The organism is uncultured Coprobacter sp. (genome assembly GCF_947855755.1).
In the GTDB taxonomy this organism is placed as follows: domain Bacteria; phylum Bacteroidota; class Bacteroidia; order Bacteroidales; family Coprobacteraceae; genus Coprobacter.
Genome location: NZ_CANUAR010000015.1, coordinates 74,559 through 89,096, shown reverse-complemented (window position 1 = coordinate 89,096; position 14,538 = coordinate 74,559). Strand labels below are relative to the sequence as shown.

Below are 14,538 nucleotides of genomic sequence, written 5' to 3'. Positions count from 1 at the left end.
ATAATAAAAGGGCGGCTTAACAAAAAAAGAAGGTATCCTTTTCAGACACCTTCTTTTTTATACTTTTCTTAAAAAAATCCGGATATAACTTTCTAAATATGAAAGTCGTATCCGGATTTTGTACCTCCGCCGGGAATCGAACCCGGATCTAAAGTTTAGGAAACTTTTGTTCTATCCATTGAACTACAAAGGCATTAGAGGCTACAAAAGTATAATTATTTCTGCTTTTTGCCAAATGTGTGGCGTAATTAGTCGAATAATGTTCTGAGTACATCAAGAGATTTGAGTTGTGTGAAGCCGGCATGATGTAATTTGAAATATTCGATAATGTGTTCGAGTATTTGCATTCTTTCTTGCCTGGAAAAACGGAATAAGTGCAGATTATAATAATTCATTCTCATGAGTGTTACGAATCCGGATGTTTCATTCGGAGAGAGAATATAGACGTGTCCCGGATGTGTGGAAGAAGAAGTTCCGTTTAAAAGGTCGAAGTAATCTCCGGGACGATAATTTTCAATATTCGGGTAGAATCCTAAAAATCCGGATATTCGGATTAAAAAACAAAGATGAAAATTTGCTTTCCCATCTTCGATAACATCAAGTAATTTGATTGATTGATATAAAAATTCAAAGAAAACGGGATTTGCTTCCGGTTCTCGAATTGCCCGAGATAAGAATTCGGATAGAAATAATGCAATAGAGTTTTTGATAGGATCATAGTGAATTTGTTGCAGGATTTCTGCCGGTCTTACCTCTTTGATCTTTTGTATGTCACGTCCGGGTTTATAATCAGATTCTATATCCAATATTGAAAAAGGAGTGAATAGAGGTCTTTGTAACTTGCTTTTTCGTCCTTGTGTTTGGGGAATGGCATACGACATTCTTCCGTACTTTTCTGTATAGAGATGTGCAATGTGATTTTTATCGTTGTATGCGACCGTGTGTAATACGATTCCTAATGTTTTTTCCAGCATATTTTCAGTTCCGGAATTTTGTATTTACACAAAAATAGCGTATTCTTGCATAAAAACGTTGATAATGATTGCAAAAATATTATGGAAGAACTTACTTTGACTACTCCTTCATTGTTGTTTTCTGCGGTTTCGTTGATTATGCTGGCTTATACGAACCGCTTTCTTTCATATGCCCAGGTTGTTCGTACTTTAAAAGGAGATTATGATTTGCATCCTACACGGATTACTGCTGCTCAAATAGATAATTTACGTAAACGTTTGTCTTTAATCCGTACAATGCAGATTTTGGGAATTGTGAGCCTTTTGTTAAGTGTTTTGTGTATGTTCTTGATTTATATCGGTCTTCAGACGGCTGCTGTGGTAGTATTCGCTATATCATTGTTATGTTTGATCTGTTCATTGGGAATTTCTATCGGAGAGATTGTCATTTCGGTTCGCGCTCTTGATTTGCATTTGAGTGAAATGGAACGTCAAAAAGCTAACAAACAGGTCTCCGATTGTCCTCCATATTCATAAAAAGATGTCGAAACGGTTACTTGAAAAGGCTAAAAGTGACATTTTGAGCAATATTTTTTATCAAATATTTTGCCAATTCAAAAAACAGCTCTATATTTGCACTCGCATTTGAGAAACCTTATTTGTTTAAGCAAAAGGTTTTTAGGTAAATGGCCCATTCGTCTATCGGCTAGGACGCAAGATTTTCATTCTTGAAAGAGGGGTTCGATTCCCCTATGGGCTACTAAATATAAACGAATAAAAGTTAAGGAGATTAATTGAATGGCAAATCATAAATCATCAATTAAGAGAATCAGACAAGCAGAAACAAAAAGATTGCGTAATAGATATTATGCGAAAACTGCTAGAAATGCAGTTCGTAAATTGCGTTCTATTACAGTAAAAGAAGATGCTGCCGCATTGTATATTAAAGTTAGTTCAATGCTTGATAAACTGGCTAAAAAGAATGTTATTCACAAAAATAAAGCCAGCAATTTGAAGTCTAAATTGGCTTTGCACGTAAATAAACTGTAATTTATAGGTTTGAATAGACTGAGGATATTTGCCTCGTCATTATAAGATGGCCCATTCGTCTATCGGCTAGGACGCAAGATTTTCATTCTTGAAAGAGGGGTTCGATTCCCCTATGGGCTACCGAAAGTTTACCGGATACATATTGTATTCGGTTTTTTTTGTGTAATTATATGATATTTGTATTCTAAATAGATTATCGGGCGTTTTGTATGAATTTATTTGGATTACAAGGAATAGAAGCGTTTCTCAATCTTCTCTTTGTTAGAGACTTGTCATTATCGTGAATAATCGTGAGTATTTATAAAAAACCAATTGCAAATTTTCTTCTATCAGGGATTTTTGTTAACTTTGTTTGCTTTTGAATCTTGTCTGAAAAAGACGTTGAAAAATAAAAAACGAGTATAAATAAACATATAAAAATCAATATGTCGGAAGAATTAAATGTTGATAGTGCTGCGTATTCTGCGGATAGTATTCAAGTTCTGGAAGGTCTTGAAGCTGTGAGAAAGCGCCCTGCTATGTATATTGGTGATATTGGGGTAAAAGGTTTGCATCATTTGGTGTATGAGGTAGTGGATAACTCTATTGACGAAGCACTTGCCGGGTATGCGAATCATATCGATGTCATTATTAATGAAGATAATTCTATTACTGTAATAGATAACGGTCGGGGTATTCCGGTGGATATGCATGAAAAAGAACATAAATCTGCATTGGAGGTCGTGTTGACCGTTTTACATGCAGGAGGAAAGTTTGACAAAGGTTCTTATAAAGTTTCCGGAGGTTTACATGGGGTCGGCGTATCGTGTGTAAATGCCCTATCGACTTATTTGCGTGCGGAGGTGAAGCGTAACGGAAAAATATATATGCAAGAGTTTTCGTGCGGAAAGCCTTTGCATGATGTGGAAGTCATCGGGACTACTGAGGAGACCGGAACGATAATAACTTTCAGACCGGATGCGGATATATTTACGGATGTAGTTTATAAATTTGATGTTTTGGCTTCTCGTCTGCGAGACTTAGGATACCTTAATGCCGGAATTTATTTGTCTCTTACCGATAAGCGTGAAGTACTTGAAAACGGTGAGTTCCGTAAAGAAGAATTTTTCTCGGTGGAGGGACTGAAAGAATTTGTCCGTTATATTGATAGCACGAAAGAGCATCTTTTTGAGGATATTATTCATATTTCTACTGAACGTCAAGGTGTTCCGGTAGAGGTTGCAATGACTTACAATACGTCTTATAACGAGAATTTGTTTTCATACGTGAATAATATCAATACGATCGAAGGCGGTACTCATGTCGCCGGTTTTCGTAGAGGTCTGACTCGTACGCTGAAAAAGTATGCCGAGGATTCCAAGATGCTCGAAAAGGTAAAAGTGGAGATCAGTAGCGATGACTTTCGGGAGGGGCTTACGGCTGTTATTTCCGTAAAAGTCATGGAGCCTCAATTTGAGGGGCAAACCAAGACAAAATTAGGAAATAACGAGGTTATCGGGGCTGTCGATGTCGCTGTCAGCGAGGCCCTCCGGAATTTCTTGGAAGAGAATCCGAAACAGGCTAAAGCAATAGTAGAGAAGGTTGTATTGGCGGCAACTGCACGTCATGCCGCACGTCACGCTCGGGAAATGGTACAACGGAAATCTCCTCTTTCGGGTGGAGGTCTTCCCGGTAAATTAGCAGATTGCTCTCAACGTAATCCGGAAGTTTGCGAAATATTTCTTGTCGAAGGGGATTCTGCAGGAGGAACGGCAAAACAGGGTCGGGATCGTGCTTTTCAGGCAATCTTGCCTTTGCGCGGTAAGATCTTGAATGTTGAGAAAGCAATGCATCATAAAGTTCTCGAAAGTCAGGAAATTCGCAATATATATACGGCTTTAGGGGTGACTATCGGTACGGAAGACGATACGAAAGAAGCTAATATTTCAAAATTGCGTTATCATAAAATTATTATTATGACCGATGCCGATGTGGATGGTAGCCATATCGCTACGTTGATCATGACTTTCTTTTTCCGTCATATGCGTCCTTTGATAGAAAACGGATATCTTTATATTGCTACTCCGCCGCTATATTTATGTAGAAAGGGCAAAATAGAAGAATATTGCTGGACAGAGCAGCAACGTACGCAGTTTGCACTGAAATATGCAAATGGAGATGTAAACCAAATTTATACGCAACGTTATAAAGGTTTGGGAGAGATGAATTCTCATCAATTATGGGAGACGACCATGGATCCGGCACATCGTACATTACGTCAAGTGACAATCGATAATGCTGCTGAAGCAGATCGGGTATTTTCAATGTTGATGGGAGAGGAAGTCGGTCCTCGTCGCGAATTTATCGAAGCACATGCCACTTATGCGAATATCGATGCTTGATTATTTCGAGTAGTAAATAACATATTGGCGGTCTGCATGAAGTTCTTCTTATGCAGACCGTTTTTTTATATCGTGAGAATAGAGATGATATAATTTGTTAAGAATATAGAAAACGAGGAACTTTCCGATTAAACTATTTTTGTAAGTGATAGTCTTATAAAGCGTAAATTAAAAACAGAAACATCCTCAATGAAGAAATATTTATTGTCAGTTGTTTTCGTCTGGGCGACGATTACAGCTCTTTCGGCTGCTACGATAAAAGGTCGTCTTATTGATAATGAAACGAAGCAGATTATTGATTTTGCTACCGTATCATTATTTAATAAGTCTTCTAAAGCACCTATGAAAACGGTGACAACCGATGAAAAGGGAGCATTTTCGATACCGAATGTCAAGAATGGCTCTTATACTCTCCGGATTAGTTTTGTCGGTTATAAAACATTGGAGTTTCCCGTATTCGTAACTTCGAAAACTCCAATTGTGGATTTGAAAACTTTGCAGTTGTCGACTGATGCTAAATCGTTAAAGGCGGTGGAAGTGATCGGGCAGAAATCTCAGATGCGCTTTGAGGTAGATAAAAAGGTTTTTGATGTGGATCAGAATATTTCCGCTGCGGGAGGTTCTGCTTCTGAAGCGTTGCAGAATATTCCTTCTGTCGATGTCGATAACGAAGGCAATATTTCTCTTCGGAACAATTCGAATGTAGAAGTTTGGATCAATGGTAAACCTTCGGGACTGACCGCTGATAACCGGGCTCAGATATTGGAACAAATGCCGGCCGGAAGTATAGAAAGCATAGAAGTTATTACCAATCCGTCTTCTAAGTATAGCCCGGAGGGATCTGCGGGGATTATAAATTTGGTTTTGAAAAAAGATCGGAAAGCCGGCTATTACGGGAGTGTATCGGTCGGAGCAAATACTTTTGGTGGGGTAAATGGATCGGGAAATATAAATTATAATTCATCGAAAGTGGATGCGTATGCCAATATCGGCATCCGGTATATGCAATTTAACAACAGCAGCGATACTTATCGGGAATCATGGCAGGGAAACGATACGACGATTCTTAACCAGAAAAATAAAGGGGATATGGATCGTATCGGTGTTTTTCTGCGAGGAGGAGCAACATATCATGCTACTCGAAAGGATGATATAGGGTTGTCTTTTATGGGCATGTTCGGTGGTGGAGACAGTCGTACGACCCTTACGTCGAGAGACGGTTTGGGAGCATTGACCCGTGAGCGGTGGTCGGATGAAGACGGAACTCATAACGATTGGGGAGTGACATTGGATTATACACATTTGTTCGGCAAGAACCATGATTTGAGGTTATATGCCAATTATTTCCAGATGAATCGGAATGAGACGAATGATTTTACACAAAACAGTTTAGTAAAAGATGCCTGGTTAAAATCTGCCCAAAAACAGGATGAAGATAATTCGCACCAACGGTGGGAATTTCAGGCTGATTATAGTAACCAAATATCGGATCGTTTTAAGATTGAGGCCGGTTATAAGGGAAATATCAATTCCAGAGGAGACGATGTTTATACATTAGAAGGTGCGGATATGGAAAATCTGAAACCGCAAGAGTCTTTAAATAATGATTTTACCTATAAAGAGAATATACAGGCTTTGTATGGTACGTTTTCGGGTAAAATCGATAATTTCAGTTTTCAGGCGGGATTGAGAGGAGAGTATATGCGTTATAAAACCGAGAGTCGGCCGTGGAATGTGCAAGCTCCGGATAGGACTCGTGAATATTGGCATTTGTATCCGAGTTTGTTTTTGTCTTATAGTTTACCAAAGGGAAACGAGCTTCAGGTTAATTATACCAGTCGGGTAAACCGGCCAAGAGGACGACAAATAAATGCATTCAGAAATGTTACCGACTCTACCAGTATTTCGTATGGGAATCCTAATCTGAATCCGGAATTTGCTCATGCCATAGAGTTGAATTATATAAAGAACTGGGATGCACATACTTTATCGGCTTCACTCTATTATCGAAAAACGAATGATGTGATACAGCAGGTGCGTTATTTTGAAGAACCGGTTATGTATTCTACTTATGAGAATGTGACTAAGATGCAAAATGCCGGATTAGAATTGGTGGCTAAAAATAGATTATTTAAATATTTGAATTTGACTACTACGGTAAATATGTATTATCAACAGCTTAATGACTTTGATTATACTTATGTCGATAATTCGGGAGTTGCTTCTACAATGCATTATGACGGTGAAAATAACTTTACGTGGAATGCTCGTATTATGGCCAATTTAATACTTCCCAAAAATTTCTCGGCGCAGATTACCGGAAATTATAATGCAAAGCAGCTTATAGCACAGGGAGAACGTCGTCCGGATTATTCTTTAGATGCCGGTATTCGCAAGAGCTTTTTTTCTCGAAAATTCTCTATTGCATTATCCGGTCGGGATTTATTGGATTCCCGGGGACGGAAGAATATTTCGTGGGGAGATAACTTTTATCAAGAGAGTCGTTCGCGTTGGGGCGGACGCAGTGTGAATCTGACATTGACATATATGTTTGGGAAAAATGGGAACAATAAACCTAAGCCGGGTAAACGTCAAGATAATAACGGAATGAATTATGAAGGCGAAATGATGGATTTTTAAGGAATAGTCATTCGTTTTGTTTATTTTAGAGCGTGCCTGAATCTTGCTCGGATCAATTTTGAGAGTTTTTTTGAGGATATTTTGTTGTTTTTACGAGAAGGATATCGGATTATCGGGGGAGTGAAAACGCAAAAATGACCAGATAATGTTTTTTATATCGGAAAATTCAGATAGGCTCTTAGTCTTTGTTTTTGTCTGAAATTGATTTCTTCCATTTATTTTATTTTTGAGATGAGTTTAAGACGGGGGAAATGCTCTGTATTCTTAAAAATATTATTTACTTTGTAGTTGGTTAACTGTGAAGTTAATCATTCTGTATTTATTGTTGGTACTTAGATTTATTTGAATATGTCGAAAAGAAAAAGAACAAAGGATATCCCCCGTATAAAAAAAGATAAAATGAAACAGTTGATCTGTGATTTTTTTAATGAGAATCCCGGTCATCCATATAATTATAAACAAGTATCCCGAGCGGTTAATGCTAAAAATGATCCTCAGAAAATAATGATTTCCCAGATCCTTGCAGAATTGGCGGCAGATCTCTATTTGACAGAGGTAGATACGGGACGATATAAGTATGATGTAAGGCAAAAAATTCGGGAAGGAGTTTTTGAACGTAGAAGTAACGGAAAGAATCATGTTATTCCGAATGACGGCGGCGATCCTATATTAGTTCCGGATGAGAAGTCTTTAAGGGCGATGTCCGGGGATAAGGTAAATTATATTATTTGTCGTAGACGCAGAAAGGGTGGCGATACGGAAGCTGAAATTGTAGAAATTATAGAACGTGTTCCTCAAACTTTTGTCGGGACGTTGGATGTAAAATCCCAGTATGCATTTCTTTTGACGGAGAATCGTTCTTTAGGTAATGATATATTTATTCCGTTGGATAAACTAAAAGGCGGTAAAACCGGAGAGAAGGCACTTGTATCGATTACCGAATGGCCGGAACATGCTAAAAATCCTTATGGAGAGGTGATCGCTGTTTTGGGGAAAGCCGGGAATAATGATACTGAGATGCATGCGATATTGGCGGAATTCGGATTGCCTTATACATATCCGAAAAATGTAGAAAAGGCGGCAGATAAAATTAGCGATACTCTTACTGAGGAGGATTTGAAAGGTCGGGAAGATTTCAGAGATATAACGACTTTTACGATAGACCCGCGTGATGCTAAGGATTTTGACGATGCTCTTTCTATTCGTCAGTTAGATAATGGAAATTGGGAGGTCGGTGTGCATATTGCCGATGTAACGCACTACGTAACTCCGGGTAGCGTAATAGATAAGGAGGCTTATAAAAGGGCGACGTCGGTTTATTTGGTAGACCGTACTATTCCGATGTTACCGGAGCGTTTATGTAATCAAATATGTTCGTTACGGCCAGATGAGGATAAATTGTGCTTCTCGGCAATTTTTGAATTAAATGAAAAATCGGAAGTCCAGCATTCGCATATTACTCGTACGGTTATTCGCTCAGATCGCCGTTTTACTTATGAAGAGGCTCAAGAAATAATCGAGAGCGGAAAAGGAGATTATAGTTCTGAGATTCTTAAATTGAATGATCTTGCACAAAAACTTAGAGAAAGACGTTTTTCCGAAGGGTCAATCAATTTTGACCGTCATGAAGTGAAATTTGAGATAGATGAGAACGGACGACCTTTGAGTGTATATTTTAAAGTTTCGAAAGAGGCCAATAAGCTTGTAGAAGAATTTATGCTGCTGGCGAATCGTACGGTAGCCGAATCTGTCGGTAAAGTGGAAGGAAACCGAACTGCAAAAGCCTTCGTTTATCGTGTTCACGATTTACCTGATCCGGAGAAGATGAATACAATGGCGACGTTTATTCGTAGGTTTGGTTATACGCTTCGTACCGAAGGAACGAAAGGCCAGATTTCTCGTTCGATAAATTCATTATTGGATAATATTCAAAATAAGCCGGAGGAAAATCTAATAGAGACGGTGGCTATTCGAACTATGGCGAAGGCTACATATTCAACGAAAAATATCGGACATTATGGTTTGGCTTTTGATTATTATACGCATTTTACATCTCCGATACGTCGTTATCCCGATATGATGGTTCATCGTTTATTGGAGAAATATATGGCTGGCGGGAGGAGTGTGAATGCAAAGAATTTGGAATCTGCTTGTAAACATTCTTCAGAAATGGAGTTAGTTGCAGCTAATGCCGAACGGGCATCTATAAAGTATAAGCAGGCAGAATTCCTTAGCGAACGTCTGGGGCAAGAATATGATGGTGTCATTTCTGGAGTAACGGAATGGGGACTTTATGTCGAAATTAATGAGAATAAATGTGAGGGGCTTGTTCCTATACGTGATCTGGATGATGATTATTATGAATTTGATGAAAAGAATTATTGTGTTACCGGGCGTTCATCTCACAGGGTTTATCGTTTAGGCGATCCTATCCGTATACAGATTGCCCGAGTAGATATGGAGAAAAAACAGGTCGATTTTGCTTTAATTAAAACGAAGTAGGCTTTTTCGATATTCGTGGTTAAGTATTTTGTTATGGATAATCTCACTAATTATCACACTCATAGTTCATATTGCGACGGATCGGCTTCGATCGAGGATTTCGTAAAAGAAGCTGTCCGGCAAGGTTTTTCTTCTTATGGTGTATCTTCCCATTCACCGATTCCTTTTGATTCTTGTTGGAATATGAATCGGGATGATCTTCCTGCTTATTTGGATGAGGTACATTTCATAAAAAAGAAGTATGAGGGGCGTATTGAGATTTATTGTGGACTTGAGATTGACTACCTGGGGGCAGAATATAATCCGTCGTCTTCTTTTTTTCAGGAATTGCCGTTGGATTACCGAATAGGCTCTGTCCATTTTTTGGAGACAGAAGAAGGATATATCGATATTGATACAGCTCCAGAGCAATTTAAAGAGACTGTATTTCGCTATTTCGGTGGGGATATACGAAAATTGGTCGAGAAATATTTTGATACTATGATGCGAATGGTCGATACCGGAGGTTTCGACTTTGTAGGACATGCTGATAAGGTGTCTATGAATGCATCGTTTTTTTTACCCGGTATTACTTATGAACGCTGGTATAAAAGTCTTATACGCGAGTATTTTGAATTTATTGCTCAGAAAGAGTGTATGATAGAAATAAATACGAAAGCCTGGCGTAGCAAACATTTGTTTTTCCCGAATCGGGAACATTTCGGGTTAATTCATAAATTGCATATACCGGTGGTTGTTAATGCAGACACACATCATCCGTCTTTGGTTAATGACGGACGATGTGATGCTTTAAAAGAGTTGCTTGACGAGGGTTTTACACATGTGCGTCAGCTCTCAGAAGGGCAATGGGTCGATGCCGAGATCGTCTCTTTATAGAATATAAATTTCTGAAAATCACCGGATCGATTTGTGCTTCGGATATTTCGGATAATTCATTATTTCGCATTATCTTTGTATGATACGAAATTTAATCGGAGAAACAGCAGTTATAATATGGAAGAGAATATAATGTCCACCGCCGGACTGGAATATGGTTCGGATACGATACGGACACTTGACTGGAAAGAGCATATTCGCCGTCGTCCCGGTATGTATATCGGGAAGTTGGGGGATGGAACTCATGCCGATGATGGTATTTATGTGCTTCTTAAAGAGGTGCTTGATAACGCAATAGATGAATATATGATGGGGTACGGCAAGCAAATTATCGTCGATATAGACGAAGTTTCTGTGACTGTACGGGATCATGGGCGCGGGATACCTCTGGATAAAGTAAAGGATGTTTCTTCTAAGATGAATACCGGAGCTAAATATGATTCTAAAGCTTTCAAAAAGTCCGTAGGGTTAAATGGTGTAGGTATAAAAGCTGTAAATGCATTGTCTACAGAATTTTATATTTGTTCTTACCGAGATGGGAAATGTAAATCTTTGTTATATAATCAGGGTAATGTCGTGACCGATTTCCCGGAAGAACCGACTTCTGAGGAGAATGGGACATTGGTGAGATTTGTCCCTGATGAAACTATATTCAAGGGATATAAATACAAGGATGATTTTATTGAATCATTGTTGAAGAATTATGTTTATCTTAATTCTGGTCTGACAATTTTGTTTAACGGACGCCGCTTCCATTCAAAAAACGGTCTTGTTGACTTGTTGAATGAAAAAATGACGGCAGAACCTCTTTATCCGATTATTCATCTGAAAGGTGATGATATAGAAGTCGTGATTACGCATATCAATCAGTATGGTGAGGAATATTATTCTTTTGTTAACGGTCAACATACAACGCAAGGGGGAACGCATTTGACTGCTTTTCGTGAAGCAGCTTCCCGCACGATAAAAGAATTTTATAATAAGAATTTCGATTATTCCGATATCCGTAACGGAATCGTAGCGGCAGTAAGTATTAAAGTGGAAGAACCGGTTTTCGAATCTCAGACCAAAACGAAACTGGGTTCGCGAGATGTAGGACCTGACGGTCCTTCGGTAAGTAAGTTTATCGGTGACTTCTTGAAGAAAGAACTTGATAATTATTTACATAAAAATGCAGAAACGGCGGATGCTTTGTTAAAGAAGATTTTGGAGTCGGAGAAAGAAAGAAAGGCAATAGCCGGAGTCACTAAGCTGGCGAGGGAACGTGCTAAAAAATCGAATCTTCACAACAAGAAACTTCGGGATTGCAGGGTGCATTATAATGATGCGAAAGGTGACAGTGTCGATCAGTCGAGTATCTTTATTACGGAGGGAGACTCGGCTACGGGGTCTATAACTAAAAGCCGTAATGTCGAGACTCAGGCTGTATTCAGTTTGCGTGGGAAGCCGTTGAATTCATACGGTCTGACACGTAAAGTCGTATATGAAAATGAAGAATTCAATTTATTGCAGGCGGCGTTGAATGTAGAAGACGGTATGGACGGCCTTCGGTATAATAAAATTATAATAGCTACAGATGCCGATGTCGACGGCATGCATATACGGTTATTATTGATAACATTCTTTTTGCAGTTTTTCCCGGATTTGATTAAAAAAGGTCATGTCTATATTTTACAAACGCCTCTTTTTCGGGTGAGAAATAAGAAAGAGACTTATTATTGTTATACGGAAGAGGAACGAGTCAACGCGATATCGAAACTTGGAAGCAGTGCCGAAATAACCCGATTTAAAGGATTAGGAGAAATTTCTCCGGATGAGTTCCGTCATTTTATAGGACCGGATATGCGTCTTGATCAGGTTTCTTTGAAAAAAGAAGACCTCGTGAAAGATTTGTTGGAGTTTTATATGGGGAAAAATACGATGGAACGTCAGAACTTTATAATTCAAAATCTTGTTACAGATGAAGACCTCTCTTAATAAGCGGATCGCTATATTTCCGGGAACTTTTGACCCGTTTACAATCGGACACATGTCATTGGTCGAACGTGCATTGAACATGCTTGATGAAATAGTGATCGCCATAGGTGTCAATGAAGCTAAAAGTCAATACTTCAGTGTTGATGAACGTGTTCGTATGCTTGAAGATTTGTTTCGGTCAAATCCCAGAGTGAAAGTCCTTTCCTATAATTGCTTGACTGTGGATCTTGCCCGTCAGTGTCATGCCGGTTTTATTTTGAGGGGAATTCGCTCGGTGAATGACTTTGAGTATGAAAAAACGATTGCAGATGTAAATCGGAAAATATCGGGAGTGGAAACTTTGGTTTTGTTTACAGAACCAGAACATACTCATATCAGTTCTACAATTGTTCGGGAGTTATTAAGATACGGGCGTTCGGTAGATGAGTTCTTGCCGGATGGGCTTGTTCTTAGCAGATAAAATAAGAATAAATATAAGAAATTTTTAAGGATGAAAAGATTTATATATGCCATTGCGTTATTTTTGATTTTTTCGGTTTGCGCAAAGGCTCAAAGGCAAACGGATGCTTCGAAAAAGCTTAGTTTGGCTGCTTATGTGATTTCTACTCTATATGTAGATGATGTCAATGAAGATAAATTGACAGAAGACGCCATACGTGCTATGTTGGAACAACTTGATCCTCATTCTACTTATCTCGATCCGCAGGAAGTAAAGGATATGAGTGCCTCTTTAGATGGTAACTTTGACGGTGTCGGCATTCAGTTTACTATGACAAACGATACGTTATATGTCATACAGACTGTGGCGGGAGGACCTTCTGAAAAAGTCGGTATTTTGGCAGGGGACAGAATTATCGGGATTAATGATACCGTTGTTGCAGGAGTAAAAATGAGCACTAAAGATATTATGACTCGTTTACGGGGTAAGCGGGGAACGAAAGTTGATGTTACGGTGCTTCGTAAGGATGTGTCAGACCCTATTCCGTTCAGGATAACGAGGGATAAAATACCTGTATATAGTATTGATGCTTCTTATATGGTCGATAAGCATACGGGATATATTCGTTTGAGTCGTTTTTCTGCTACCAGCGCACAGGAATTTGTCGAGGCGATGTTAAAGTTGCGTCGTGCAGGAATGAAGAATCTGATTCTTGATTTGCAGGGGAACGGAGGAGGTTATTTGAATACAGCTGTAAAAATTGCAGATTTGTTGTTAGTTGACGATAATGCTTTGATTGTTTATACGGAGGGGAGACGTTCTCCTCGTACGGAGGAGAAAACATCTTCTAAGCATTTATTTCCTGACGGGAAATTAGTCTTGCTTGTAGATGAAGGTTCTGCTTCTGCTTCTGAGATTGTTTCAGGAGCGATCCAAGATTGGGACAGAGGTGTAATCGTAGGTCGCAGGACATTCGGGAAAGGGCTTGTGCAGCGTCCCGTACCATTACCGGACGGTTCTATGATACGTCTTACGACAGCGCGTTATTATACTCCGTCGGGACGAAGTATTCAGAAGCCTTATACAAAAGGCGAGGCAAAAGCGTATAATGAAGATCTGATTAATCGTTATAATCATGGCGAGTTATCGAATGCGGACAGTATTCATTTTCCGGATTCCTTAAAATTTTATACGTTGAAAAATAAGAGAGTCGTGTATGGGGGTGGAGGAATTATGCCGGATTATTTTATCCCTATCGATACTGCTCGTTATACGGATTATCATCGGGATATTGCGGCTAAAGGTTTGATTAATCAAGAAGTTACTTCTTATATCGATCGTAATAGGAAAGAGTTGAATACGAATTATAAGAATGTAGATAAATTTATTGCGACATTCGAAGTAGATGAAAAAATGTTGCAGGAACTTAAGCAGCTTGCTGAGAAAGAAAAGATAAAATATAATGAAGAGGAGTTCCAGAAATCTCTACCTTTGATTAAAGCGCAGTTAAAGGCTCTTATCGCTCGTGATCTATTCGATATGTCTGCTTATTTTAAAATTATGAACCAGTATAATGATTCATATCGAAAAGCTCTTGAACTTATTGAAATACAAGGGGACTATGACCAACTTTTAAAAGGGAAATAACCGGAATAGAAAAGAATAGGTCGATAATCGTTTTTGTTATCAATTAACCGGTTATTGCGATTTTATAGATGTT

The 14,538-nt window shown here is 38.8% G+C and carries 10 protein-coding genes and 3 tRNA genes; 11 read left to right on the top strand and 2 right to left on the bottom strand.

Annotated features, from left to right (window positions below):
• Nucleotides 1-121: 121 nt before the first annotated feature.
• Both Q0093_RS09340 and recO read right to left on the bottom strand, forming a co-directional pair.
• Nucleotides 122-193 (bottom strand) — tRNA-Arg (locus tag Q0093_RS09340).
• 55 nt (nt 194-248) lie between these two features.
• The gene (gene recO / locus Q0093_RS09335; RefSeq protein WP_297929870.1) at nt 249-974 is read right to left on the bottom strand and encodes a DNA repair protein RecO; all 726 of its coding nucleotides are present in this window, start codon (nt 972-974) and stop codon (nt 249-251) included.
• Between the two features lie 81 nt (nt 975-1,055).
• Between recO and Q0093_RS09330 the strand changes: the two genes are divergently transcribed.
• From Q0093_RS09330 to Q0093_RS09280, 11 genes are all read left to right on the top strand, one after another.
• On the top strand, nt 1,056-1,490 hold the full coding sequence (locus Q0093_RS09330; RefSeq protein WP_297929869.1) for a DUF2721 domain-containing protein: 435 nt from the start codon (nt 1,056-1,058) through the stop codon (nt 1,488-1,490).
• Between the two features lie 151 nt (nt 1,491-1,641).
• A tRNA-Glu gene (locus Q0093_RS09325) sits at nt 1,642-1,713 on the top strand.
• A gap of 38 nt (nt 1,714-1,751) precedes the next feature.
• Complete coding sequence (gene rpsT, locus Q0093_RS09320; protein ID WP_294178228.1) at nt 1,752-2,003, top strand: 30S ribosomal protein S20; 252 nt, start codon at nt 1,752-1,754, stop codon at nt 2,001-2,003.
• A 48-nt stretch (nt 2,004-2,051) separates the two neighbouring features.
• Nucleotides 2,052-2,123, top strand: a tRNA-Glu gene (locus Q0093_RS09315).
• 305 nt (nt 2,124-2,428) lie between these two features.
• Entirely contained in the window at nt 2,429-4,384 is a 1,956-nt protein-coding gene (gene gyrB / locus Q0093_RS09310) for a DNA topoisomerase (ATP-hydrolyzing) subunit B (protein WP_294178229.1), read from the top strand.
• Between the two features lie 189 nt (nt 4,385-4,573).
• Nucleotides 4,574-7,024, top strand: a complete 2,451-nt coding sequence (locus Q0093_RS09305) for an outer membrane beta-barrel family protein (RefSeq protein WP_297929866.1) — start codon at nt 4,574-4,576, stop codon at nt 7,022-7,024.
• Nucleotides 7,025-7,372: 348 nt separating this feature from the next.
• The gene (rnr, locus tag Q0093_RS09300; protein ID WP_297929864.1) at nt 7,373-9,526 is read left to right on the top strand and encodes a ribonuclease R; all 2,154 of its coding nucleotides are present in this window, start codon (nt 7,373-7,375) and stop codon (nt 9,524-9,526) included.
• 33 nt (nt 9,527-9,559) lie between these two features.
• Nucleotides 9,560-10,402 carry a histidinol-phosphatase gene (locus Q0093_RS09295; RefSeq protein ID WP_297929862.1) on the top strand — a complete coding sequence of 281 codons (843 nt, stop codon included), beginning with the start codon at nt 9,560-9,562 and terminating at the stop codon, nt 10,400-10,402.
• 117 nt (nt 10,403-10,519) lie between these two features.
• Nucleotides 10,520-12,379 carry a DNA topoisomerase IV subunit B gene (locus tag Q0093_RS09290; RefSeq protein ID WP_297929860.1) on the top strand — a complete coding sequence of 620 codons (1,860 nt, stop codon included), beginning with the start codon at nt 10,520-10,522 and terminating at the stop codon, nt 12,377-12,379.
• Nucleotides 12,363-12,839, top strand: a complete 477-nt coding sequence (gene coaD / locus Q0093_RS09285; protein WP_009318454.1) for a pantetheine-phosphate adenylyltransferase — start codon at nt 12,363-12,365, stop codon at nt 12,837-12,839. The genes Q0093_RS09290 and coaD overlap by 17 nt, the downstream gene beginning before the upstream one ends.
• Before the next feature lie 30 nt (nt 12,840-12,869).
• Entirely contained in the window at nt 12,870-14,465 is a 1,596-nt protein-coding gene (locus tag Q0093_RS09280) for a S41 family peptidase (RefSeq protein WP_297929858.1), read from the top strand.
• The last annotated feature ends 73 nt before the right edge of the window (nt 14,466-14,538 follow it).

Coding starts and splice junctions, on each gene's coding strand:
- recO (WP_297929870.1), bottom strand. CDS start 974: ATGCTGGAAAAAACATTAGGAATCGTATTACACACGGTCGCATACAAC.
- Q0093_RS09330 (WP_297929869.1), top strand. CDS start 1,056: ATGGAAGAACTTACTTTGACTACTCCTTCATTGTTGTTTTCTGCGGTT.
- rpsT (WP_294178228.1), top strand. CDS start 1,752: ATGGCAAATCATAAATCATCAATTAAGAGAATCAGACAAGCAGAAACA.
- gyrB (WP_294178229.1), top strand. CDS start 2,429: ATGTCGGAAGAATTAAATGTTGATAGTGCTGCGTATTCTGCGGATAGT.
- Q0093_RS09305 (WP_297929866.1), top strand. CDS start 4,574: ATGAAGAAATATTTATTGTCAGTTGTTTTCGTCTGGGCGACGATTACA.
- rnr (WP_297929864.1), top strand. CDS start 7,373: ATGTCGAAAAGAAAAAGAACAAAGGATATCCCCCGTATAAAAAAAGAT.
- Q0093_RS09295 (WP_297929862.1), top strand. CDS start 9,560: ATGGATAATCTCACTAATTATCACACTCATAGTTCATATTGCGACGGA.
- Q0093_RS09290 (WP_297929860.1), top strand. CDS start 10,520: ATGGAAGAGAATATAATGTCCACCGCCGGACTGGAATATGGTTCGGAT.
- coaD (WP_009318454.1), top strand. CDS start 12,363: ATGAAGACCTCTCTTAATAAGCGGATCGCTATATTTCCGGGAACTTTT.
- Q0093_RS09280 (WP_297929858.1), top strand. CDS start 12,870: ATGAAAAGATTTATATATGCCATTGCGTTATTTTTGATTTTTTCGGTT.